Origin of the sequence: Methylobacterium sp. UNCCL125 (genome assembly GCF_900116795.1) — a bacterium.
GTDB lineage: Bacteria > Pseudomonadota > Alphaproteobacteria > Rhizobiales > Beijerinckiaceae > Methylobacterium > Methylobacterium fujisawaense.
In genome coordinates, this window is sequence record NZ_FPBW01000016.1 from 36,170 (window position 1) to 59,453 (window position 23,284).

The window sequence follows — 23,284 nt, forward strand, 5'->3', positions numbered from 1 at the left end:
CGCGGCCCAAGCCGGTCCGTCCCCGCCCGCGGCCATGCCGCGGGCGCAGGGCCCCCTCGCGGCCTGGATCGCCTCTCGGCCCCATCTCGGCCCGAACACGCTTCAAACCTTCCTCACGCCTCCCCAGCGCGTCGCGGCGTTCGGCAGGTTCGTCGAAGCGTTGGCCTCGGGCGATTGGAGCTCAGCCCGCGTCATGACCCGGTCGCTGGGCTACACCGTCGCCGCGATCGAGGAGAATGGAACCTGGTACGTCGCCGCCTACGACGGATCGGACCGAGACGCGACGGTCGTCGTGAACCTCGCCCCGAGCCGGGACGTGGTGTTCGAGGCGCCCCACGTCCCGTTCGAGGCCGGCACGGCGGAAGAGGCGATGTTGCTCCTTCGATCCGTCGGGGGCCGGGCCGCCTTGGTCTCCGGTGCCCATCGTTGCGCCAGCATGACCTTCGCCGGATGCAGCGGGACGACGGGCGTCTGCGATCGGACCGAACCCTACAGGGATTCCGACGTCGGCCACTACATCGGCACCTTCTTCCAGGCCGCGCACCAAGCCCTCGCCACGCGATGGCCGCGCTCGGTGTCGGTCTCGCTGCACGGGATGAGGGACGACACGGACGGCGCGAGGACGTCGCTCATCGTCTCCAGCGGAGCACACGGGGCGGATCCGGCGATGACGTTGCCGGCTACCCGCTTGCGCGGTTGGCTCGGCCGGTTGCAGCTCGCGGCCGGCACGGTCGTGAGTTGCAACCTTCCATCAGACGCGCAGTACGGCTACCGCAGGCTCTGCGGGTTCACCAACGTGCAGGGCCGTCTCGCCAACGGCAGCGCGGACATCTGCTCGGCAAGCGCGGAGACCGCGACGGGGCGGTTCGTGCATCTCGAACAGGACTGGTCGGTCCTGCAGCCCTACGCGGAGGACTGGCGGAACATCGGCCGATATCCGCTCGCCGTCGCGCTGTCCCGGGGGTTCATCGCCGCGACACCCCCGGTGCCCTGACTCCGGGACAGCTCGGATGCCGGCGGCGGTCCCGAAGGCGGGGCCGCATTCCTCGCCGAGCGCTCGGCTTACCGGGCATCAACGGACGTCCCGGCCGAGTCGATCCCGCGAAGGTCGGAGCCTGCTCGACCGGGGCGCTCGGCCGCGCCCGGATCGCGCCGATCCGCGGACGCCTCTGACCTGAGGTTCCGGTCCGTGCATTCGAGGCGCTCGACGAGGCGGACCAAGCGACGGTGGCTGTGGGCGACACCGAGAACTGCGATCGGACCCAGGGCGGATTATGGCGTTTGATCAGTCCTACAATGCCCGCGCCGTCGCGTCGGAGATCCACGACGTTCAGGCAAACCTCCGCTTCAAGGCCATTGAGAGCGCCTCCTCGGCGATCGACCTTAGCTCCGGGTCTAGTATTCTCTCCAAATGATAATCAAAGAATCTACGCAGCTCCTGCACATCCGCGAATCGATCCGCATACACCGTCGCTTGCAATACGGCATCCAACTTATCGAAATCCCTCGCTAGGCGGCATGCTCTCGACTGGCCCTGCTCGTACTCAGTCCATTGCTGCCTTATGGACGAGAGGGCCGTCATCCTTTTATACATCGACAGACCGGCGATCATATTCACCGCGGCCTCCTCTTTGGACTTGGTCTCACCGTCGGTCGGAATGTAATCGCCGATGTATGACTCCGCGAGGTCGTGGTAGAGCAGGAGCCTGCCGACCTGCCGCCTCTCATCGTCGGTGACGAGGGGCCGCAATATCGGAAGCAGGATATCCGCGATGAGCATCGCACCGTACACATGCGACGCGACCGTCTCCACAGCCTCCAGTGCCCCGAAACCCCTCTTGGTCCAGCCCGCCCGCGGGAGGCCTTTGAGGACGTACAGCTGCAGCAGCACTTCTATGCCGGTAAAGGTCGGTCTTTCCAGCGACTTCGCGAGCCCGGACAGGAAGGCGCTGAGTTGGATCCCGAGGTTGAGACCGCTGCTGAGCACGGACGTCAACATCGCCCTGGCGGCATCGCGGTGGTCGCCGAGCGTGTTGAGTTCATGACGATAGCGTACCAGCGAGAAATAGGTTAGGATGCAGATACGGTCGTACTCATTCAAGATTCCGCCGACCAGGGCCGCCTCAATCCTCGCCCCGATGACTTGGCGGGTGTGCTTCCAAGCGCCGCCGGAATCATCGAGTTCGAGCTTCACGCTGATACCGGTCCCGAGATGGTCGCCATAGTACTCAAGATGGAAGCCTCGGTTCAGTCGGTCCTCGACCGGATCTTCCAGAACCTCACTGATGTACGCCTCGGTCGCCTTGCGATCGCCGTTGAGCGATCTGCTGATGTAGAGCGAGCGCCTTGCCAGACGCTCGAACTTGATCTCGTCGTCCACAGTGTCGAGACTTCCTACGTGCCGCGGAGCACCGTCGATCAGGAGCCGAGAGGCGTTATCAAAGAATTCCTGGGCCCGACGCTTGCCCTTCACGGATCGGGCTCTTCCGAACAGGTAGATGGCGTACGAGAGGCCTCGCGGCTCCAACGTCTCGTAGATGGATGCCGCCGCGTCGAGAACCAAGTTCTCGATCCGTTCGTCGGCGAGGAGATCCTTGATCGCGCTGTTAACGTCGTTGGCGAACACGATGGACAAGAAGATCCCCTGATCGACACCGCTTTTTTTGAAGACGTCGATGTGGGAGGAACTGTACCTCGACAAGATGTGCACGACGGCATGCGCAATCATGCTGGTCTGAACGATCCTGGGAAAGTGGGCGAAAGACTCCTTGTAGCGTCGATTGATCTCCCGGCGATGTTCTGGAACCTGCTCTTTGGCCAACTCAGACGACCACGACCGAAATGCCTCGACACAAAGATCATCGAAGCCGGTGGCCGGTCGTTTTCGACCGTACAAATCCGAGCACAGCGCCTCCATCGCGCGATTGATGAACACCGTCGCGGTACGTACCGAGCTGAAATTCAACTTGCGGAAGTTGTTTAGATACAAAGAGATGACGAAATGGTTGATATACAGGAAACCCAGCGCCCGGAGCCTCTGCATGACGTCCCGATCCGTGATTTCGACGTTCTCCGTTCCGCTGGTTCGAATAAGCCCGTCGATAACGTCGGCCGCGGTCCGATCATCGTTGATCGCAATCGACTTTAGACTGACCTCAAGATCGTATACGTAGCCGTAGACATAAGGTTCGCCGCGCGTCTCCGACGCAATCCGGCTGATCTCGAAATGGTCGACGCCGAAAGCAAAAACTAACGTCGGCTTTGTAATCTTTAATAGATCAACCAGTTCGTCGAGGAGCTGCTTCTCTTCATCTTCGCCGTATAATTCGTCGACGAATACCACGTGTTTCACCGGCTCGGGCCAGGACGAAGACTGCGCCTGCTTGGAGATCTCGGTGTGGACTGCCGTGCGATGGGGCATGCGTCTCGCAAGATCAAGCAGATTGCGCATGTTGAGGAAAAGCGCGCGCAGCGACGTGTCCCGTCCGATCTCCATCTTGGCCTTCATCAGGAAGGCGCTCTTTCCCGCCCCGCCTCGGCCACGTACCAGGAAACGTCCGTTCTCAGGGCGCCGTCGAACCGCTTCCACGAAGTCGCTGAAGACGATGGTGCTCAAACGATCGCAGCGGAGGTTTGAGAAACGCCGGTCGAAGTCTTCGAGCGTGGCGGCGTCGGAGATTCGTTGGCCAGGGTAATCGGAAAGATAGCCATCGTCGTTGTCCGATCGCGGCGGGCGGGCGAGCGAGCCCGCCTGCGAGCCGTACAGCGTCGGCTGCGCGACAAGCGCTCCGACCGTGGCGACGATGCTCGACATGGCCCATCGCCGGACGGCGCCATCCGAGACCGCGTCGAAGTCCTTTTTTGCCGCGGTGGCTGGGTCGCTTATCGCGCGTATCGAAAAGAACTGTGGCGGGGGATCCAAAGACTGGACCGCATCGGCTACAAATCCGCTTTCCATGTCGACTGCGAGGATGTTCCGATCTGTCTTGAGCAACACCTGCCGCTTGAACTCTTGCGACTTGTTCACGCTGCTTCCAACGGCGAACGGCCCCTCGATGATACGCGGGACCGACGACATCAATCCCTCGGCAACCCACCCCGCGATCTTTCCACTGTCGCTTGAGGACAGCTCCGTCTTCGACCCGGCACAGAACTGGTCGAGAGATTGCAGATGCAGCTTCTCGGCGAATTCGGGCGCATTGCATATAGAGCGCGCGTTGGCGCTGACGTTGGCAGGCTTACCGCCCGCATTGAAGAGGTAACCGCCCGCATTGTCATCCTGGGTGGCCGAACGGAAATCGTAGATATTGATGTGAGCCGGAACGACTATGTCGCCAACCCTCGCGTCGGTTCCGACCCTGCCGGAAATGCCGACGCTCAATACGATCTTCGGTCTGAAGTGGGTGGCAAACAAGACGGTTGCGTCGCGAACCTTGGAGCCGACTTCTCCAACTGTGAGAAACAGTCCGACCCGGTGGGTGTCACCAACGTCAAGAAAGGAGAACTTGCGGTAGCGGAAAGCCTCCAGCGTTTCTGTTTCGGCCAACGGAAAGAAGGAGTTCCCTTGGAAGGCGAGCGCCTCTTCCGGAAGCGCAACGATGAGCAGCACGTCAACTCCGCTTGCATGAGCCAAGGCTGACCTCCCTACGTTTTGAGCTTCAGTGGAGTAGAGAACTTCAGGGATACTCTTGTTCAGAGTCCGCGATCGCCGCAGCGGCCCTAAGGTCGGGCCAAATAGATGCGCGCAATAAAGCGTCGCCGAATACGCAGATGCGATCGATTCGCCGGCTTCCCGGCTCGGCGAGCCGACGACCCGGTGATCGAAGCAGAGCAATCATGCATGCTGCAAGATCGCGTGCTCACTCCCATGAGGCCGCATCTGCGCCTTCGCCCCGCGAACCGTTCCGGCCGAGCTCGTTCGTACCCGGCGAATTGGTTGCGGGCAAGCGGGCGTTCTAAAGATCCGAGAAGGGTCCTTCCGTCGAGAAACGCGAAGGCGGCCGAGATCGGCGACAGGTGAGATCGGCCGTGGCCGAGATGATGCACGATGCCTTCCAGCCGGGCCCTGCGCCGAGCGCAGGCGGCGACACGATCCGACCCGAGCCGCTCGGCGAGGATCTTGGCCCGATAGTCCGACCCGACGCAACGGAAGCGGCGGACGCGGATCGCGATGACGACGCGTCTCCCGGCAACTGGCAGATCCGACAGGGTGCGCGTGTCGTGGCTGTGGACCCGAGACGAGGGTTGATCGCAGTTCGGACAGCGGACTGAAGCGGCCACTGGCCGGGCGATGATGGTCAGGCCGGGACCAGTCTCGACGTGATCGACGATAAGGCCGCGCGGCATGATAAAACCAGAATGCCGGCTGGGAGGCATCGCAGGACCTCCGACGGCCGAAGCCGAGATCCATCAACCCGCCTGCACCGAAGGTGAGCCAGAGCCCCACTTCGAAGCCGATCCTCAGGCCGACGTCAGGCCCGTGGCTGGCCAAGCCTATAGAAGCCGCGCCGATCCCGGGCCCAGGCAAATTCATCGTCGATGGCCAGGACCTGCATCGTACACAGTGTCTGACCGTCCACGACGCCGGGCAGCTCGCGCGCGGCGTGGTACGGATCGCCCATGAGACGCCAGAGGCGCTCGCCTTCGCAGAAGGTTATGCCCCAGTCCTTCAGGATGGGCACATCCGCCAGATCCTCCTCATCGGGCCACCATCCGTCCTCGAGCCGCGCGAGATCGCGCCGCAAGTCCCGCATCTCGTCTCCCGCCGTCCGGGAGTTGCCGTTGCCCGACGGATCTCGCCAGTAGCGGATCGCCGGGTCGGCCCGCACCTCACCGGCCAGCATGAACAGGTGGACGCCTCGTGCCGTCGTCTTGAGGCGGTGCTCGAAGAGGTCGATTTCGAACATGGAGTGCCCCGATGATGCCCCCGCGACGCGGGATCGCCCGCGAATCGTGCCCTTGGAATTCTCCGTAGCACCGGGCCGATCCGCAAGCGCAGTGGTCGCATCGCCTGACCGACGGCATCGCGATCTGCCTACCGGTGCAGATGGGCATGGGCCAGCGCGCGACACGACACCCATCGAGGAAAACTGCCACGACAGCCGTATTTTGGCGGCCACCCTCGTCGTGGTGCGGGGCGAGCGCAATCGTCGGCGCGGTCGACCACGATGCAGTCGGACAATCTGCACTCCGACAAAGGTCAGGAAGGCTGTCGCCGCCACGCCAACCGAGCCCTGGTCGAACCGCCAAGCCGAAGGGCAGATCACCCGCCTCAAGCTCGTGAAGCGGTCGTATCGCGTCGCGATGCCGAGCGCCCACCACGGGCGCCGCCCGGGAGGCCCGATCCATGAATCAAGGCCCTGACCTCCACGTCGTCCAGATGCCCTCTCACAAACGATGCGTCGGCGCGGCGGTGGAGCAGGCCGAACGTACTGGCGGCATCGTAGAGGGCTTGAGTGGGCAGGCGGCGCAGATCGGCGGTGGTGACGATGATCCAGGGTATCGCCTCCCAGACCAACCTCCTGGCGCTCAACGCCACCATCGAGGCCGCCCGTGCGGGAGCGTCGAGCAAGGGGTTCGCCGTCATGGCAGCCGAAGTGAAGGCCTTGACCGAGCAGAACGCCAAGGCGACGGACCAGATCCGCGCTCAGATCACCACGACCCAGGCGGTCATGCATCGTCGTAACGACGCGGCGATCGATGCTCCGGGGCCGGTCGTCCGCTACGCCAATCCTGGCTTCGCGCGCTCGGATCAATCCGACAACCGAGACCGAATCCCAAGGAGTTCCTAGGATCCCGCGCCGATGGACGACCGCTTCCATATCTCGGCGGTCTCGGCGACCGGGCTCCGTCGCCGGCACCATCCATCGGGGAAGGGAGAACGTATCGAGGGAGGGAGCCCAGGCCGTCGCCCCGTCCAGGCAGTCCCCTTCGTCGCGGATCCGCATGGGGCAGAACTCGAACGGGGTGCCGGCCTCCTCTCGCGGCGATGGGGGGCATCGGGTCCGAGAAGCCTCGAGGGTAGATGTCATCGCCGAGCTCACCCGGACGGTTGGCACAACCGAGGGTTCGACAAGCATGGCTCGCCGCGCGTCGGCCCGCGGGTCGAGGATGAACCATGGCGTGGGTGCGGGATGCGGGGCGCCGAACCGCGTCGTTCGTGCGGCCGACGGGGATCGGACGTCCATGACCACAGCCGACCGCAAACGGTTGCCGGGCGCGGCGTTGCCCCGGGCTGGGAACGGATGGACAATTCGTAGGCAGCGATTCGCGCCGCGCCGGGAACACCGTCTTGCACGTACAAATGATCACGGGCGACTGCCGAACCGTGCCGGCCCAGGAGGGCCGCTTCGACCTGCTGGTCGCGGATCCACCCTATGGCGACACGGCCCTGGCCTGGGACAGGCGCGTCGCCGGCTGGGAGCGAGTGGCTCGGACGCTTCTCAAGCCGACAGGCAGCTTGTGGCTTTTCGGTAGCCTCCGCTCGCTGATGATCGGCGCGCCGGCACTCGAGGCGGCGGGGTGGCGCATGGCCCAGGACATCGTCTGGGAAAAGCATACGGGCTCCGGCTTCCAGGCCGACCGGTTCAGGCGGGTGCACGAGATCGTGGCGCAATTCTACCCCGCTGACGTACGCTGGCGCGACGTCTACAACGCGGTGCCCGTCACCCGTGACGCCAAGGCCCGTACCGTCCGCCGCAGCGCGCCGACGCCCCATGCCGGGCGCATCGGCCCGAGTGTCTACGCCGTCCGAGACGGCGACCCCAGGCTACGCCGCTCGGTCGTCTTCTGCCGTTCGTGCCATGGGCGCGCTATCCATCCCACCGAGAAGCCGGTCGACCTGCTCGACCTGCTCGTGCGTACGAGCTGCCCGCCGGGCGGAAGGGTCGCGGATCTCTTCGCCGGTTCGGGCGCTGCGGGGGAAGCCTCCATTCTGGCGGGGCGCTCCTATACCGGCTGGGAGATCGACCCGGCCATGGCGGATAAGGCGCGTGAACGCTTGGAGCGCCTGCTGCCGTTCGGAGCCGCCGCGTGACGGGCGGAGATCCGCCTCGGGAAGCGTCAGCTCACTACGATACGGCCCGTCCGACGACGCCGGGAAACCGATCCGTTCCGACCTCCTCGGACTGGCGCGTGGCCGATCCGAGGGTCACACCGCGCCGGGACCGCGAACGTCGGTCGCCCCGCGAGGCTCGCGTCCCGGGACGGAGGGATGCGAGGTCCTCCCGCCGATAGAAGGTGGGGCCGCCGGGCGAAGCGGAGGCGAAGGCCGGCCCGATTCCGGAACGCGACAGCCGTCGAGCCACCGCGGCGGCCGACGTGCCCGACGATCGCGCAAGCTCGCCGGCGGACACGAAGCCGCGGCTGAACTCCGACCAGTCCGCACGAGGCACCTCCCGTCGGTGCCTGTTCCGGAACCCGCACGGCGCGCGACGCAGACGCAGCCGACCCGACGCCACCAGCGACCTGGCGAGCCGGGCGTCGCCGATCCCGGACACGACCTCCGACCAGGGGACGTCGTCGGTCCGCGCGCGGTGCAGCGACAGGACGTCGTCGACCTTGAGGACCAGGCCGGAGAGCCCGGGCCGGCCCGGCAACCTTCCCCGGGGGACCAGGCGCCCGTCGACGAGGGCCCGCACGATCAAGCCGATCGACGACATGCCGCGCCGCGCGGCCTGGGGGAGCAGGGCGCAGTCCGAGGGCACGGCGCGGAGGCGCCGCACGCCGTCCGACAGGCCGAGGGCGAGACGCTCGACGTCGGCCCTGTCGAACCTGTCCTCACGGGCTTCCCTGCCGCGCCGTGGCAGGATGGGCACCAGGCAACCGGCGGACACGAGCGATCCCATGCCCTCGTTCGTCAGGCCGAGCGCGCGCCGCGCCTCCCAGGACCAGCAGCTGGCGGCGGCTAGACTGGCCACCCGGGCGCAGTCGGCGGCGGCGTAGAGCGGTATCGGGCTCGGTCCCGGGGCCGGCACCGCCCCGATCAACGCCAGGAAGCGTTCCACGGTCGCCTTCTCCAGGCCCGTGGCCCGGCTCAGCCCCGCGACCGTCCCGAGCAGCGGCGCCGCGACCGGTCGGCCGAGCAGGACCCGGCCCGGACTCAGCGGCAGGGACGCGATGGCGTGCGCGCGGAGCACCTCCCGGACCGGGCCGTAGGTCGGATCGCGCTCGTCGTGGACGAGCCAGCCGTAGAGGCGGCCGTAGGCCGCCCCGGGGGTCAACTCGTCACGGTCCGGCCGGGCCGTGGCCACGAGCCCGTCGAGGAACGAGCGGAACGGCGAGGGGCCGCCCTCGAAGGCCGCCATGCCGGCCGACAGCAGCGGCCGCGGGTCCACGAGCTTGGCGTCGCTCCGGGCTCGGCGCCCGTGGAGGCGCATCGCGCCGACGCGCTCGACGAGGGGGATGGCGGCAGCCAGGGTCAGTTCGTCGAGGAGCGCGACCCGGCGCAGCCGAGCGAAGCCGAGGCGCCCGAGGACGTAGGTCTCCCCCGGGAATCCCTCCCCGTCGATCGGCGTGACGGCCTCCGGCGATCCGGCGCTCCCCGGCGTCGAGGCCGTCAGGTCCGACCCGTGCCAGGGACAGCGCCGGAGAGACCGGATGTCCCACCAGGCCCTGCGGAACGCCCGGGGCGCCGGCCGGTCGAGCAGCGCTTCGTCTTCGGCCTCGCACGCGCGGCAACGGCGTCGGGCCGGGGGCGACCAGTCGGTCCGCGCGATGGTCTCGCCCCCGAGCCGGACCAGCCCGCCCTCGGCCACGAACGTCGCGGCCCTGAGCGCGCCGGCATCGACGCCGGCCAGCGCCGCGACCCCGTCCGTGTCGCGGCCGGCGACGACCGATCCCCACTTCAGGCCGTTGGCGGCCGCGAACGCCGCCGGGCTCCCGGCGCCGTAACGGAGGGCGAGGCGTTCGAGCAGCGCGTAGGCCGGCTCGCCGTTCCCCATCGGCAGGTGCAGCGGCAGGGGCCGCATGCGCGCGGGCCTACCGGCCAAAGGTCGGCTCCTGGTTCCCGCCCGTCCCGCGCGAGCGCGTCACGGTCCCCCCGACCGCGGCGGCGGGCTTTCCGAGCGCCTTGCGCACCTCGTCCGGGGTCATGAGGAACGGGTTGCAGGCGTCGCCGCGGCGGCGCCAGCGCTCGTAGGCCACGGAGAGGGTGTCGTCGACCGAGCGGTGCCCGACCTTGAACGACATCTCCGCGGCGAGATGGATGAGCTTCGTCGCGAGGCCGACGTAGCCGTCCGTCGCCAGCCGGAAGCGGTCGACCTTCTCCGCGAAGCCGCCCTTCTCCATGAAGTGGAGGGCGACGAGCTGCGCGTCGTAGTCGTCGAGGAAGTCGGCGAACTCCGCGCGGGCCGCCTCGCCGGCGAACGGCGTCATGGGTAGCTTGACGCCCCGACGCTCGAACTGCTTCCAGCGATCGAAGAACGTCATGACCGACGGCTCGCCCGCCAGCACCAGCTGGATGTCGGTCTCGTTCAGCAGCGTCTTCAGGGTCTCGGAGACGGTGCGCTCGTGCCTGTCCGTGCGCGACAGGTTCACGATGTGCTGGAACTCGTCGATCTTGACGACCCGCACCCCGCGGGCCCGTGCGACCTTGACGAACTGCCGCATCAGCATCGGCTCGGACGGCCGGTCGCTCGCCTCGTACCCCGAGACCAGCGACAGCATCTTCACGATGAGCGCCTTCATGCGGCCGGGCGAGGGCGCGTCGAGGCGCAGGACCGGCAGGGGATCCGCCCAGCGCGTCCCGACGTCGGGGAAATCCGCGTCCGTCAGCTCTCGGTCCAGGAGCCAGCTCTTGCCCGCCCCGGCCTCGCCGCCGATCACAAGGACGTTGCCCGGCTCGCGCCGGCGCGCGCGGTCGCGCAGCGTGCGCATCTCCCGCTGCCCCTCCCTGTACGCCACGGTCGGGACATGGATCCGTTCCCTCATGGCCAGGACGAAGGCGTCGAGCCTCGCGGCGTTGCCAGGCTCGTCCCAGTTCGTCCGGCCGCCGGCCGGAGGGGGCCCATCCGGGGCGCCGCCGGGCACGGGCGAGCCTGTCGAGCACGCAAACCCCGGGGCTTGGTCGCGGGGGGCGGGGGCGTCGAGTTCCATGGCGAGGGTCATCGGTGTCGTCCTCAGTCGTAGTATTGCGTGCGGGTGGCCACGGAGCCGACAGGGGCCACCGCGCCGGCGGCCACGGCGCCGGAGAGGGCGGCGAGGGGGGCCGCCCCCCGGGTCTCCTCAGGCCGCGGCGGGGCTTCGGGATCGCGGGCCTGTCGGGCGCCCGCGGCGAACTTCTGCTTCGGCTTGCTTAGGCGCTTCCCGGAGCGGTCGTCGCGGGCGGCGGTCTCGAACAGCTCCACGCGCGCGTCGGCCAGCGTCTCGCGCCGGACGCGCTCGGCCTCGGGCGTGCGCTCCTTCGACCGGTTCTTGACCCGCTTCCACATGTCGAGGTCGAGCCCCGGGATCAGGTCCAGGTCCGTGCAGGGCACCCGGATCTCCACGTTGGGCTCGACCGTGTCGTCCCACACCCGCAGCTCCGTCAGGTCGAGCGGGTCGAGCGCGCACCGCCACTTCCGCTTGCGCCCGTGGCGGTCCCGCAGGCGCTCCAGCGCCTCGCTGTCCCAATGCAGGTCCAGGTACTCGATCCCGGTGTCCTGGATCGGCTTCAGCAGCGGCAGGGCGGTGGCCGAGACGGCGTCCCGCGCGCTGGGCGGCATGTCCACCCCGAGCGGCGACAGCTCCAGCCAAACCTCCATCGGTGTCCTGTGGAACAGCCCGCGGTGGTTCCTCTGGTGGTAGTAGGCCGCGACCCAGATCGCGAACGTGGCCCTGAGCTCGCCCATCGTCATGCGCGCGCGGTCGTGCGGGCGGTAGTCGCCGCGCCGCTCCGGGCTTCCGAACGTCCGGCCCGGCATCGTGGCGAAGTTGCGCTGCACCTCGCCGAAGAACCGCTCGACGCGGCCCTTCTCCCAGGGCGACCGGCGCGGGCAGTAGAGCAGCTCGAAGCCCAGCTTGGCCGCCGCGGCCTTCAGGGCGAGGCTGTGGAACTCCTTGCCGTTGTCGAGCCTCAGGACCTTCGGCAGCCCGAACACCGGGTTGGCGACGACCCGACCGTTCACGGTCACGTCGGGCTTCGCCGAGAGCATGCTCCGCAGGCACAGCATCACCGAGACGTAGGAGGGCGGGTCCAGGGAGATCGACCATCCGACCACGCATCGCGTCCGCGCGCAGATGGCGAGCGTCAGCCAGGGCCGGCCCGCGATGCCGCGCTTGCACCGGGGCGCCCCCTCGTCGGTCTCCAGCGGCTCGCCGCCGCGATCCCGGATCACGGTGGCGTCCAGGAGGACGTGGTCGATCTCGATGACCTCGCACGCCCGATTCGGCGATCCCCTGCGCCGCTTGGCGGCGAAGCGCATCGTCCCCTTGCGCTTGCCGAGCCGGGCCTCGGCGAGCTCGCGGGCGCCGAAGCGCCCCGTGACGAAACGGTGGAGCGCCGTCTCCGTGAGCGGCGTCAGCCTGTCCCCGGTCTCCCGGTTGTGTCGCTGGACGAGCCCGGCCACGTACTCGTGCAGCATCCGTACCGTGGGCCGTTCCTCCTTGAGGTAGAACGTCCTGACGGCATCCGTGAGGAGGTCGACCAGGGCGGGCGCCAGCTCGTTGGGCTTACGGCCCTTGCGGTCGTCGAGCCGCACGAGGGCCGAGGGCTCGCGGCCGGACCGTTCCCACCGCCGCATCCAATCCCGGAGCGTGAACGCCGACGGGGTGGCCTCGGCCTTGAGCTCGCGCCGTGCGGCTGGGTCGAGGAGCGCGGCCCCCGTCGTGGCCTTGCGCCGCCTCATGCTCGCCACGGCCCGCGCCACGGACGCGTACCGCTGCTCGTTGCGCCGGAACAGCGTGCGGTCGCCGCCCCTGCGGCGATCCTCCAGCCCGTCGATCGCCATGACGTAGTCCAGGCGACGCTCGGCCTCCGCCTGCCGGTGGTCGGGGAACTCGACGAGGCTGCGCCGCAGGTTCTCGCGGACGCCGGCCGGCAGGCTCGGGTGCACCTGCCGCGGGATCACGAACTTGTCGGCGAAGTAGAGCGACGCGATCTCCCCGGAGCCGTGGGTCACGGTGCGCCCGTCGACCTCGCTCCGGAAGACGTAGCCGGCCTGCTCGCGCGACATGAACGTATGGGTGACGTCCTCGATCCTGACCGAGGAGCCGAGCGGAAAGTTGATGAAGGGCACGGTCATTGGCGCTACAGTCTCGCAGGTCGGGGATCGCCGAGGGCTTCGATGCGACGCGGTGACGTCCCGGGCGATCGGAAAACCGAGGCCGGACGCGGCCGGCCGGCCCTTCGGGGCGGGCGGCCGCCGGGGTGCGCCGTCAGGGCCGCCCGTCGCGCGCGACCCGACGGGCTGCGCACAACAGCAGGGCGATCGCCCGTCGCGGGTTCGCCATCTCGCGCTCGGTCCAGACGACGAGGCCGATGCCCCGGGCGCGCAGGGCCGCGCGGATGGCCCGATGGCGCGCCATCGTCCCCGTACGCCGGGCTAGGCGCCGCGGCTTGACTTCGACGTACACGACCCCGGATGCGGTCAGCGCACCGAAATCGGCCGTGTACCGATGCGGCTCGCCGCCGTCGTCCCAGGGCTCGGGGGCTGGCTGCTCCAGGTAGTCGTCGACCTGCCGCGCCTCCTCCAGGAGGATCGCGGCGGTCCGTTCGAGGAGGCTCTCGTAGGCCACCATCCGGCCCGTCTTCATCGACGGCCGGAACCCGGTAAAGGTGTCCCGGCGGCCGGTCACGAGGCGGCGGCGCAGGCGACGGTAACGGGGGCCCGCCACGGTCACCTCGGCGCGGTCCGCCCGGAACGCGCGCCGCCACGTCGCGATGGGGTCGTTCGGTGCCCGAACGCGCGGCCATTCCCCGTGGGAGACATCCGCGAGCTCCGCGGGACCCGCCCGACGGGCCGGCCGTTCGCCGTGGCGCGACTCGGACGTCAGGTGGCCGGGCGCCGCGTCGCGAAAGCCGTCGAGCAGCTCCGCATGGGTGACGGCGACGACGGTTCCGCTGCCTCGCTCCCGGAAGAGGAACCCCCCGGCGATGGATGAGACGAACTCGTGGGTGTCGTTGGGGTAGGGGAGGTTTCGCATGGGGTTATCCTCTTGGGGGATGCTTCGATCCGGGAATGGCGCTATTCTGCGGATGCCGGGGCGACCTCGACGGCCGCCGGCGGGCGCGACCCCGGTCCGCCTTGGCCGAGAGTGCACAACGCCCGCCGGGGTCGGTCCGTGGAGCGGCCGGCGCCCGGCCGGGGGGCGGCGCCGCAGGTCCGACGCCGGTGCGTCGGCCGCTGCCCTGGCGCGTCAGAGCCTCGCGTCTTCCAGGTCGAACCACCGCCTCAGGAATTCGGCGAGGTCGCGGATGCCCGCGGCCGCGACATGCACCGCGACGTCGCGGTGGAGGCAGTCGAAGCGCATCCGCCGGTCCACGCCCCTCGCCTCGAAATGGACCCGCACCCCGAGAGCGGCCGCCGCATCGCGAAACGAGCGGCCGAGGAACTCCGCGGCGTTGTCGACCGCGATGTCGCCCACGTGCGCGGTCCCGCAGCGGATGACCTCGGCGTCCGCCGGGGCGCCGGGCAGGCCACAGGCCAGCCGCAGGAATCCCGCCGCGTCGAGCGCCGGCCCGACAGCCGCCGCGGCCACGCGGCCCGTCTTTCCGTCGCGCGCGACGGCCAGGACCGTCGCTTCGCCGGACGCGACCCGTACACGGGTGACGTCGATCCGGATCGTACCCAGGGGCAGCCATCCCGCGGCGGTCCCGGCGCCCACGTGCCGGAACCGACGCGGGTGCCTGAAGGCATGCGCCGCCGCGACGTGCGGCCCGATCGCGCGGTGAAGCGTGGCTCGGCTGGGCAGGCGCAGGTCGAGGCCATGCTCTCGCGCGTGCGCCGTCATCCGCCTGGCGACGAGATCCAGCATCGCGCCCATGCTCGGCGCCTCGGGCCTCCTCGCCTCGGCCGCGACCTCTTCGACGATCCTGCCCATCCAGGCGGGCGCTCCCGCCATCGGCGCCGTCCGCGCGCGAGACGACGGCAGGAGAGCGCCAGGCTCCCGGCCGAGACGCTCGAACCGGCGGCACCACTCGACCACCGTCCGCGGGGCCGGAGGCTTGCCGCCGATCCGCGCGACGACCTCCGCGACGACGGCCCGGACGGCGTCGAGGCCGGGGCGCGGGGCGAGGCGGCTGACCGCGTGGACGTATGCGAGACGCCTCCGCAGCTCCGCCGCGCGCGCGGCCTCGATATTCCCGGCTCCAGGGAGGTAGATAGCTCCGGTCACGGTGTTCATGATTCTCTCTCTCGGCTAAGGGGTGTGGGCATCTTCGAAGGGAACTGGCTGCCGGAGCCCCGGGGCGGCCGCCGATGCGGGCGTCCGAAGGTCGACGGTCGCCCAACGGCTCCCTCGTCGCGATCGCGCAGGGCCGGCGATCGACGGGAGGCCGGTGCGGGCGGTCGGAACCGGGACGGTGTCCACCGCGACCCCGTGCGACCCTGGCTTGCGCGCGTCGCCCGATTCCCAGCTAAGCGCGACCGACGCCCTACGGAGGGTGGGACGCCGAGGCGACCTCGCACGAGCGTTCGCTGGACGCGATTCGGCTCGACGTCATCCTCGCCGGCGCCGGCTGCCGGCGACCGGCCGAAGCCGTGTGGTTCGGAAATCGATGCGCGTCGACCGCAGGCGCGGTACTGGCGGCGATGTGGCAGTGCGGGGGGGGGGGTGATCGCGGGCGGCCTCGCCTCTGCGCTCACGATCTTGCTACACATTTCCGCACGGATGGGCAAGTGAAAAAGTTGTTCTAGACTGCACCTCTGTGGATAAGATTTCGGGCGGAACGCCGAAACATCATTAACGACTGTTGAATTCGACGTTCGGATGGGAGCGCTACTAGCCGTCACTGGCATTCCGTAGACGTTCACGGAGCGGGGTGCCTTCCGTAGGAGGGCGCGATTTGAGGTGCCGGCCGCCCTTCGTTTCCCTGATCCCGGATGATAGCCGACCCAAAGATGCGCTGCGGGACACAAGGTCCCGCATCGCTTAAATCTGGAGGTTACGTGGCCACCCGCCCTCGATGGCGGCCACGTTCGTTGTGAAGCAGCAAACGGGCGTCCACCGGCTCGAACGGCGCATCCGGCGAATCGGCACCTGAGGCCCATTGGTCTGTCGTCGAGGCGGGACGACGGACTTGGGTTGGGGGCGAAAGCGTCTATCCAGGCCCGAGTGCGTCCGTCGATGCCAGGACCCATTCGATACCTATCCGGCGGCCCGAGGCTTCGATGATGCCGGTCTCGCGGTGTCCTTGCCGCGGCCGGCACCGTCCGTTGCGACCTGCGTTATTCCGGGCTGCGCCTCCGCGTTCCCCGCGTTGGAGGCTGACGGTGGTTATTCCGGAGGCATTCCGTGAAGGTCTATTTCGACGAGAGCGGCCAGAGCGGGAACCACCTGCTCGACCTCGCCCAGCCATTCTTCAGCCTAGGCAGCACGAATATCGAGGAGGCTGAGGCGGCGGACATCATCGCGCGGTGCTTTCCGCGCCAACAGGCGGACGAGCTCAAGTCACAGAACATCCTGCGGCGGAATGCCGGGAAACGCGCGTTTCTACGGTTCGCGTCCGAGGTCGGCTCCCGCCCCGATCGGTTCTGTGCCGTGAAGGTCGGCAAGCGTTACACGGTCATCGCGAAGATGGTCGACAACCTGATCGAGCCGGTCATGAGCGATGCGGGCTACGACTTCTACGCGGACGACCACGCCTCGCTCTTCGCGAACGCCGCACACCAGGCCTTCGAGCATGGTCTCGATCCTGCCGTCGCCGGCACGGTCCTGGAGGCCTACAACGCCTTCGGACGGATGCCGGACCGTGAGAGTCTGCGCGCGGTCGAGGCAGCGCTGGCGTCCGCCGTCCCGGCAGCCTCGAACGACTGCGCCATCCTGCTCGGCATGATGCACGCCGGCGCGGGCCGGTTCGAGGAGTTCCACGACCTCGATGGCTGGGCGGACAACAACGAGTTCCACGTCACGGCCGCGGTGACCTGCATGGGCTTCTGGCAGGACCGGGGCCCGGGGCCGTACGAGGTCGTCCACGACGAGAGCACGCACTTCTTCCGGCGGTCCGAGCGTTGGAGGATGATGACTGACCCGTGCGTCCCGCCTCAGGTCATCGAACTCGGGCCGAAGACGCTGAGGCTGCCGATCGACGTCGTGTCCACCACGAGCGCCCGGAGCCACGAATGCGCCTCCTTGCAGATCTGCGACCTGATCGCCGGCTTCGTCACGAGGGCCTACGCACCATCGCCGACCGAGGCGTTCACTGCCTTCCTGCGCGAGGCCGAGGCGGTCGGCATGCATGAGCTGACGATCTTCCCGATCGACGCCGGCCAGGAAGTCCCGGACGGACTGCCGCGACGGGCGACCGGCCCCGACGTCGTCGACCGCATCGCCATGGCGGTGAACGCCCGCCGAGGAACCTGACGCCGCGACAGGTGCGGCTCAATCGAAGCGGAACCCGAACAGCCCGCTGGTCTCGTCGGCGTCGGACAGCCTGGGCGTGACGACGGCGGCCTCGCGGTCGATGCCGTCCGGCAGCTCCAGGCGGTCGTAGACGTCCGAGTTGAGGGCGACGATGTATTGTCCGCCGAACAAGTCCGCGAAGCCGCCGGCGAGGCCGAGAGCCCTGGCGACCTGGCGGGGGTCGACGGGATCGAACAGGTGGCTGTCGTGGATCAGGAAGCCTGGTCCCTTGGACCGTGTCGTCCAGATCGAGAAGATCGCGTAGTCGAGGCAGAAGATCTCCATGTTGGAGATGCCGCCGCCCCGGTCCCCCTGGATCGTGATGCGGAACTCGGGTCCGTTCTCGGTGGCCTCGATCTCGAACCTTCCCTTGCGATCCTCGTAGAGGGTCTGAATGGCGCCGCCGACCAGCAGGATGGCCCGATCGAGACGCTCGCGGCGCTGCTGGTGATCCTCCTGGAGCCGGCGCTTGATGCCGATCCGCTCGATCGTGAGCTCGGTGGTCTGGCTCGCCAGCGCCTCGGCCGACTTGAAGCGCTCCTTGAGCGAGGCGAGTTCGGCCTCGGCTTCCGCGAGCCGCTTCTGCAGGACGACGAAGTCCTCAAGGGCGCCATGGCCATCCAGCATGCGCAGGATCTCTCCGCGCTGGGCGTCGAGGGTCGCGCTGCGGGCCTCGCCCTCGGCGATCTGGCGCTCGATGCCCTCGATCTCCTCGCGGAGGTGGAGGCGCCGATTCTCGACGACGGCCTTATGGAAGCGCGCGACATCGTCGAAGCTGCGCACGGCGACCTCTGGCAGCTCGATCCCTACCGAGGCGTAGAGCCGGCCGACGTCGCTGCGCTCCGGGATGCGCTCGGCCTCGATGGAGGCCTTCAGGTGGGCCACGGTCTCGCGCAACGGGACGGTGCGTCGTGCGATGGCCTGGATCTCGACCTTCGCGCGCGTCGCCTGGTCCATCATTTCTCGATAGGCTTCGAGCACCTGGAACCGGGCGAGCTCTCCCCTGAGCTTGACCGCGCGCACCTCGGCGTGGGCTACGGCGTCCCTGAGCTCGCCGACGCTGCCGATGACGACGCCGAAGGTTCCGTCCTCGACGGCCTTCTTCAACTCGCCGAGCTGTCCCTCGCGCTTCTTGACGAGTTGGAGGGCGCGCGGGATCTGCCAGTCGAGGCCGAGAAGGTAGGAGAGGTTGACCTGCCAGTCCCACCGCGACTGGAGCTCGGCCTGGCGTTCGACGTGCGCGAAGCCGCCCGAGCCGTCGCGTCGGGCGAAGTAGCCCACGAGGGATCGGAAGCTCGGAGAGAAGCTGTCCTCGAAGGCCGATCCCCTGATGAACTCCGGGAAGTCGAACATGTGGTGCGCGAGGAAGGCTTTCCATTCCTCGTTCGAGATCGTGCGGGCGCCGGTTTCCTTGTCCGGCTTCGTCGGCAACGCGAAGTGTTCGACCGTCGCGGCGTCTAGGCAGATGCGACCGTGCTTGGTGCCACTGCGCGAGGCTTCGACCCGTCGGCCGGCGATCTGGAAGACGCCGTGGAAGACGGCGTCGTTCAAAGCCTCGTGGCGGAGGAGGCTATCGGGATCGGCCTTCGCGCCGAGCAGGAAGTGGACGATCTCGACGAGGCTGGACTTACCGGCGCTGTTGCGGGTCTTGGCGTTGTCGCCATCCGACGACTTGTCGGACAGCAGCACGTTGAGCCCCTCGTGGAAGCGCACGGACTTGAAGGTCTTGAGGGTGCTGTCGATCGAGAGGATCATCGCGGGTTCGTGATCTGCATGAGGCCATTGGCGTCCTCGATCGCCTGGATCGCGTAGAGGAAGGTGAGCGCAAGCACGAACCAGTCAAAGGTGATCGGGCTCGATGCTTGCAGCTTGGCGCGCGCCATGCGGACGCGTTCCCAGAGTTCGGTCACGTCGCGGGGACGGTCGAGCTGGGCGAGGATCTCGGCGCCGACGCCGGCGATGGCACGGTGCGGAGAGAGGTGCTTTCCGGGAAGGATCATGCGGCCACCTTGGCCGGATGATCCTTGAAGATGTCGCAAGCTGCAAAGAGGTAGGACAAAACCGCTTGCGCGGCGATCTGACGGTCCGCCGTCACGCTGCCGATGCCGGTGATGCCCTCGTAGAGCTTGTCGAGGATGATCGCGGGCGTGTGCCCCTCGGCGTCGAGTTCGGCATACCGGGTGGAGAACACCCTGGCCACGCGCTTGCCCATCTCGGGATCGTGGTGCCGGTCGACGTATTCGGCGACGACCGCCGCGTTCGCCCCGGACATCTTGAGGATGCGGCGCCACGCCCCCTGGATCCGGTTGAACTCCAGCTTGTCGTCGGGCGGCTGGTTCCCTCGGGCATCGGCGAACGGCGGCTCTTCCATCCCGGCGATGACCGCGCTCATGAGCCGAGCGACTTCCTCGACACGCATGTTCATCGAGTCCGCAGCGGTGGCGGCCGGTCCGAGCAGAGCGTTGACATGAGGTTCCGACAGCGCGAACACGCGCTCTTCGAACGCCGGCGGCCCGATGAAGCCGAATCGGTGCGCGGTATGGGCGAGTTCGAGCTCTTCGAGCTTCTCGGTAGCCTCGATCGGCATGCCGTCCACCAGGTTATGGACGAAGTGCCACTCGCGCATGAGGTGGGGCAGCTTGCCGGCGGCCGTGGCGTAGTCCGTTGCGATCTTCCTGACGATCGTCGGCGTGCTTGTCGGGGTGTCATGGTGCTTGCCGTAGCACTGGAACAGCTGGCCCGAGCTGCGCAGGTAGCCGTCGCAGCCCTTGTCGCCGATGCTGCCCATGGCCCGGACGCGGACGAAGTCCGCGCCATGGCCACGTTCCATGACCGAGGAGAAGAAGTCCTGGAAGCCGTCGCCGTGCAGCTTCCGAAGCCTCAGCTCCAGGCTCATCTGCCACTGCAGGCGCTGGTGTGGGGTCATCCAGTCGGACATGTGCGCCCTGGTGTTGGGAAACATCCCATTGAAGGACGGTCGACCGGCCGCTGCAACGGCTCCAGCGACCACCCGCGCCTACGGGCCGATCGTCGTAGGGTATGGACCGGGGAAGGAAAGGGCGACCCGCCCTCTTTCCCCGGTCGCTCGCCACGGCTTCGGCTTTCGGTCCGCGGCCGTGGCCCCGACGCAACGCGCGGCTTCATCGTGATGCCGAGGCATCCTGTGCCGCAGCAGGGGGATCGTAGCGGTCCTTGAACCGGTCGTGGTTGGCCAAGGCAGCCGGACGGTAGGATCCCGAGCCCGCGCATTGGGCGACCCAGGGAAGGTCGAAGCGTTCGGCCACGGTCCGGTGGACCGGCGCGTCATGGGCGATCGTCCGGACTTTCGTCGCCCAGGTCCATGAGCCCGAGAACCGGCGCAGTAGCCTTGGCACCGACCGCTCCATGGTATCGTGCATGCTGGCGATCTCGCAATGCTGCACGCCGTCGGCGGCCGGGAAGAGATGCAACCTGGGGTTGCCGGTCGCGTCCCCCGAGCCCTTCAGGCCGTCAACCGCGAGGCCATCCGGGATTCGCGTGGCCTCCTCGATCATCCACCCTAAGGCAATGTCGGACAGGCGGGATTCGGCCTCCGAATAGCTGCCGCCGATGTCCGAATGGTTGCCGGCGAACCAGAGCTGGACGAGCCGGGTCGGTCCCTCGGGATGGACCTGCGCCCCATCCTGGATGCCGCCCCAGGCCACGCGATCGAAATCTTCGCGGGTCTCGTCGATGGCGTTCGCCGACCTGGCGTAGCGGACGAAGCGGCTGAGCAGCCGGTCGAAGTTCTCGCCCTTCCACTCGGCCATGTGGGTGTGGACGTCCCCGGGGTTCGGGAAGTCGCGGATTGTCTTCGTGCGTGACGTGCGGTCGCGGTGCCAGAGCCATATGCCACCGAGGGCCACGAGGAGGGTCAGGATCCAGCCGAACGAAGGCCGGAAATGCGCGCCGAAGCCGGCGTGGACCAACCCGGCGACGATGGCCGCCGGGATCAGGCCGAGCAGGGCGAATCCGAGGGTGGCACCGACGGTGAGGCCGGCTTGGATCGCGAAGCGGCGGAAGCCTCTGGCCCCCAGGGCCGCCACGGTGTCGAACACTCCGATGAAGTAAGGTGCAGCGTTCGAGCGTTCCGGCTCCCCGTCCTCGTGGTTCGATCCGTATCTTTCCCGGAAGCGATGGGCGAGTTCGTTGCGTTCGGCTTCAAATTTCGCGCGCTCGTGCCCGGCTCCGTGTTCCAGGACGGTCTCGACCGCTTCCTGAGCGATGTCTCGGGTCGCCTTACGGAAGCGAGGAAGCGGTCCCGCGGCGCCTTTCGTCGGGATCCCGCAGAGCATCAGCAGGTTCGCGACGCAGCGGACCGTGTAGGCGCCCCGGCTGAAGCCGATCAGGAAGATGCGATCGCCGGGCCGGTGGTGGTTGATGATGAATTCGTAGCAGTCGGCAATGTTCGTGGTGATGCCGCGCCCGGTGACCGAGGCCAGGAGCTTCTGGACGAACCGGACCGGCGCGGTCATGGCCGTAGCGCCGATGTCGGTTCCCAATCCCGCGTCGTAGAAGGCGACCTGAGCGGCAGGGTCGATGGCGTTCTCTGGGCCGCTGCGACAGACCCGATACATCTTGTAGACGTTGCTGATACGCTGCTCGGGCCGGACGCCGCCGTCCTGTCCCGTTCCGTCCGAGAAGACGACGATGTTCTTGGGCATCCGCCCTTCCGGGTCCTGAGAGGTCACCGACCGCTCCGTCCTATCGAGGATGGAGGTCGTCCGGACCTGGCACCCCTGCTTCGTCCAGGCCCCTTTGGAGATCGGAACGGCTATGTTCGACGTTCGTTCCCCGGTCTCCAGGCCGAACGGATCGCGCGAGGAACGCCCTCAGACCGAGGGCGTGGCTACCTCGCTCTTCGGGCGGATGACCTTCCGAACCCTCCTCAGCGTGCCCGCGAGCATTGCAGACGACCCGTGTGCGTCCGACGCTGAAGTCGGCGGCCTGGTGGATGTGCCCATGGATCCAGAGGTCGGGACCTTGCTCGACCAGCAGGTCCTTCAGCTCTTAGCCGTAGCACTAAGCGAGATGGGCGTGCCGGTTCGTCAGGCTGTCCGGATGCGGGGCGTGATGCGAGACGACGACCGTCGGCCCGTGGTGGGGCCGCGCGAGATCGGCATCGAGGAACGCCCGTGTGGCCCGATGCATCAGAAGGATGTCGGAGAGCTCGATGCGATCGCGCGAGCGAGGCCCCGTCCGGATATGCCGGTAATCGACCATGCCATCGCGCCCTTGCGCTGAGCGGAAGGCATGCGTCAGCCCGAAAGAGCCCAGCAGGAAGTCAGTCCAGAGGATGCCCCCAGGAACCGGGTGCCGCCGGTGACGATGGAGTCGTCCATGAGAAGGTGGATGCCGTGCCGGACCGCGACGTCCCTTCCCCGGGACAGCTGGTCGGCCAGGGTGTAGCACTCTTCGAAACGCGTTCACCGGCTTTTTCGCCCGGTCGAAGAGCGGCCGGAGATCTGGATGTCTTCTGTGCCGGGCGATGGGCCGCTGGCGGGCCTTTGGCCTTCCGGATGATCCGGTGACTCTGTCCGGACCGGGCCCCGCCGAAGGAGTCGAGTCACTCAGCGCGATCTTCACCAAGGTCGACCTCGGCAAGTATCTCGGTCTAACCTTCGAAGGCGCAGGGATCGTCGCGAACGCGCATGCTCATTCCGGCACGGCGGTCGGATGCGACCTCGGCGTACCGACGTGAGCATCGGTTGAGTGCGCGGGGCAGTGC

General features: G+C 68.0%; 16 protein-coding genes and 3 pseudogenes. 7 read left to right on the plus strand and 12 right to left on the minus strand.

Translation table 11 applies throughout. From position 1 onward, the window contains the following. Nucleotides 1-193 precede the first annotated feature (193 nt). On the plus strand, nucleotides 194-994 hold the full coding sequence (locus BM396_RS17275; RefSeq protein WP_158713276.1) for a hypothetical protein: 801 nt from the start codon (nucleotides 194-196) through the stop codon (nucleotides 992-994). Between the two features lie 336 nt (nucleotides 995-1,330). Here the strand turns inward: BM396_RS17275 and BM396_RS17280 are convergent, their stop codons facing one another. The 3 genes and pseudogenes from BM396_RS17280 to BM396_RS17290 form a co-directional block, all read right to left on the minus strand. Then, nucleotides 1,331-4,609, minus strand: a complete 3,279-nt coding sequence (locus tag BM396_RS17280; protein WP_043381453.1) for an HD domain-containing protein — start codon at nucleotides 4,607-4,609, stop codon at nucleotides 1,331-1,333. A gap of 422 nt (nucleotides 4,610-5,031) precedes the next feature. Then, a pseudogene (locus tag BM396_RS33360) lies at nucleotides 5,032-5,376 on the minus strand (transposase family protein); the annotation flags it as partial. A 95-nt stretch (nucleotides 5,377-5,471) separates the two neighbouring features. Beyond that, nucleotides 5,472-5,906 carry a DUF6634 family protein gene (locus BM396_RS17290; protein WP_043381451.1) on the minus strand — a complete coding sequence of 145 codons (435 nt, stop codon included), beginning with the start codon at nucleotides 5,904-5,906 and terminating at the stop codon, nucleotides 5,472-5,474. A gap of 181 nt (nucleotides 5,907-6,087) precedes the next feature. On the opposite strand from BM396_RS17290, the pseudogene BM396_RS33365 reads away from it, so the two are divergent. The 3 genes and pseudogenes from BM396_RS33365 to BM396_RS17300 form a co-directional block, all read left to right on the plus strand. Beyond that, a pseudogene (locus BM396_RS33365) lies at nucleotides 6,088-6,197 on the plus strand (IS5/IS1182 family transposase); the annotation flags it as partial. Nucleotides 6,198-6,409: 212 nt separating this feature from the next. Beyond that, nucleotides 6,410-6,665, plus strand: a pseudogene (locus BM396_RS33680) (methyl-accepting chemotaxis protein); the annotation flags it as partial. Nucleotides 6,666-7,303: 638 nt separating this feature from the next. After that, the gene (locus tag BM396_RS17300) at nucleotides 7,304-8,035 is read left to right on the plus strand and encodes a DNA-methyltransferase (RefSeq protein WP_043381446.1); all 732 of its coding nucleotides are present in this window, start codon (nucleotides 7,304-7,306) and stop codon (nucleotides 8,033-8,035) included. 34 nt (nucleotides 8,036-8,069) lie between these two features. Here the strand turns inward: BM396_RS17300 and BM396_RS17305 are convergent, their stop codons facing one another. From BM396_RS17305 to BM396_RS17325, 5 genes are all read right to left on the minus strand, one after another. Next, the gene (locus BM396_RS17305) at nucleotides 8,070-9,989 is read right to left on the minus strand and encodes a TniQ family protein (protein ID WP_139239511.1); all 1,920 of its coding nucleotides are present in this window, start codon (nucleotides 9,987-9,989) and stop codon (nucleotides 8,070-8,072) included. After that, complete coding sequence (locus BM396_RS17310) at nucleotides 9,979-11,106, minus strand: TniB family NTP-binding protein (protein WP_043381442.1); 1,128 nt, start codon at nucleotides 11,104-11,106, stop codon at nucleotides 9,979-9,981. Before BM396_RS17310 ends, BM396_RS17305 begins: the two co-directional genes overlap by 11 nt. Nucleotides 11,107-11,117: 11 nt before the next feature. After that, the gene (locus BM396_RS17315; protein WP_043381439.1) at nucleotides 11,118-13,220 is read right to left on the minus strand and encodes a DDE-type integrase/transposase/recombinase; all 2,103 of its coding nucleotides are present in this window, start codon (nucleotides 13,218-13,220) and stop codon (nucleotides 11,118-11,120) included. Between the two features lie 133 nt (nucleotides 13,221-13,353). Next, nucleotides 13,354-14,121: a hypothetical protein gene (locus BM396_RS17320; RefSeq protein ID WP_051976015.1), complete on the minus strand. Its 768-nt coding sequence runs from the start codon at nucleotides 14,119-14,121 to the stop codon at nucleotides 13,354-13,356. Between the two features lie 213 nt (nucleotides 14,122-14,334). Beyond that, entirely contained in the window at nucleotides 14,335-15,321 is a 987-nt protein-coding gene (locus tag BM396_RS17325) for a hypothetical protein (RefSeq protein ID WP_043381436.1), read from the minus strand. Between the two features lie 1,110 nt (nucleotides 15,322-16,431). On the opposite strand from BM396_RS17325, the gene BM396_RS17330 reads away from it, so the two are divergent. Beyond that, nucleotides 16,432-17,499, plus strand: coding sequence for a DUF3800 domain-containing protein (locus tag BM396_RS17330; RefSeq protein WP_043381433.1), 1,068 nt, complete (start codon nucleotides 16,432-16,434; stop codon nucleotides 17,497-17,499). A gap of 18 nt (nucleotides 17,500-17,517) precedes the next feature. Here BM396_RS17330 and BM396_RS17335 read toward each other — a convergent pair whose 3' ends face one another. From BM396_RS17335 to BM396_RS17350, 4 genes are all read right to left on the minus strand, one after another. Further along, nucleotides 17,518-19,293 carry an ABC-three component system protein gene (locus tag BM396_RS17335; protein WP_043381431.1) on the minus strand — a complete coding sequence of 592 codons (1,776 nt, stop codon included), beginning with the start codon at nucleotides 19,291-19,293 and terminating at the stop codon, nucleotides 17,518-17,520. Then, nucleotides 19,290-19,538 (minus strand): ABC-three component system middle component 6, encoded by a 249-nt coding sequence (locus BM396_RS17340; protein WP_043381428.1) that lies wholly within the window; start codon nucleotides 19,536-19,538, stop codon nucleotides 19,290-19,292. Before BM396_RS17340 ends, BM396_RS17335 begins: the two co-directional genes overlap by 4 nt. Next, nucleotides 19,535-20,476 (minus strand): ABC-three component system protein, encoded by a 942-nt coding sequence (locus tag BM396_RS17345; protein ID WP_043381425.1) that lies wholly within the window; start codon nucleotides 20,474-20,476, stop codon nucleotides 19,535-19,537. The genes BM396_RS17340 and BM396_RS17345 overlap by 4 nt, the downstream gene beginning before the upstream one ends. 202 nt (nucleotides 20,477-20,678) lie before the next feature. Continuing rightward, nucleotides 20,679-22,220 carry a DUF2235 domain-containing protein gene (locus BM396_RS17350; protein WP_043381421.1) on the minus strand — a complete coding sequence of 514 codons (1,542 nt, stop codon included), beginning with the start codon at nucleotides 22,218-22,220 and terminating at the stop codon, nucleotides 20,679-20,681. A 112-nt stretch (nucleotides 22,221-22,332) separates the two neighbouring features. Between BM396_RS17350 and BM396_RS17355 the strand changes: the two genes are divergently transcribed. Then, nucleotides 22,333-22,800, plus strand: coding sequence for a hypothetical protein (locus tag BM396_RS17355; RefSeq protein ID WP_139239512.1), 468 nt, complete (start codon nucleotides 22,333-22,335; stop codon nucleotides 22,798-22,800). A gap of 244 nt (nucleotides 22,801-23,044) precedes the next feature. Then, complete coding sequence (locus tag BM396_RS17360; RefSeq protein ID WP_043381415.1) at nucleotides 23,045-23,257, plus strand: hypothetical protein; 213 nt, start codon at nucleotides 23,045-23,047, stop codon at nucleotides 23,255-23,257. Nucleotides 23,258-23,284: the final 27 nt, after the last annotated feature.

What these genes read in the sequence shown, in the direction of transcription:
- BM396_RS17275 (WP_158713276.1), top strand. Translation starts at nt 194, where the DNA reads ATGACCCGGTCGCTGGGCTACACCGTCGCCGCGATCGAGGAGAATGGA.
- BM396_RS17290 (WP_043381451.1), bottom strand. Translation starts at nt 5,906, where the DNA reads ATGTTCGAAATCGACCTCTTCGAGCACCGCCTCAAGACGACGGCACGA.
- BM396_RS17300 (WP_043381446.1), top strand. Translation starts at nt 7,304, where the DNA reads ATGATCACGGGCGACTGCCGAACCGTGCCGGCCCAGGAGGGCCGCTTC.
- BM396_RS17310 (WP_043381442.1), bottom strand. Translation starts at nt 11,106, where the DNA reads ATGACCCTCGCCATGGAACTCGACGCCCCCGCCCCCCGCGACCAAGCC.
- BM396_RS17315 (WP_043381439.1), bottom strand. Translation starts at nt 13,220, where the DNA reads ATGACCGTGCCCTTCATCAACTTTCCGCTCGGCTCCTCGGTCAGGATC.
- BM396_RS17320 (WP_051976015.1), bottom strand. Translation starts at nt 14,121, where the DNA reads ATGCGAAACCTCCCCTACCCCAACGACACCCACGAGTTCGTCTCATCC.
- BM396_RS17325 (WP_043381436.1), bottom strand. Translation starts at nt 15,321, where the DNA reads ATGAACACCGTGACCGGAGCTATCTACCTCCCTGGAGCCGGGAATATC.
- BM396_RS17335 (WP_043381431.1), bottom strand. Translation starts at nt 19,293, where the DNA reads ATGATCCTCTCGATCGACAGCACCCTCAAGACCTTCAAGTCCGTGCGC.
- BM396_RS17340 (WP_043381428.1), bottom strand. Translation starts at nt 19,538, where the DNA reads ATGATCCTTCCCGGAAAGCACCTCTCTCCGCACCGTGCCATCGCCGGC.
- BM396_RS17345 (WP_043381425.1), bottom strand. Translation starts at nt 20,476, where the DNA reads ATGTCCGACTGGATGACCCCACACCAGCGCCTGCAGTGGCAGATGAGC.
- BM396_RS17350 (WP_043381421.1), bottom strand. Translation starts at nt 22,220, where the DNA reads ATGCCCAAGAACATCGTCGTCTTCTCGGACGGAACGGGACAGGACGGC.
- BM396_RS17355 (WP_139239512.1), top strand. Translation starts at nt 22,333, where the DNA reads ATGTTCGACGTTCGTTCCCCGGTCTCCAGGCCGAACGGATCGCGCGAG.
- BM396_RS17360 (WP_043381415.1), top strand. Translation starts at nt 23,045, where the DNA reads ATGGGCCGCTGGCGGGCCTTTGGCCTTCCGGATGATCCGGTGACTCTG.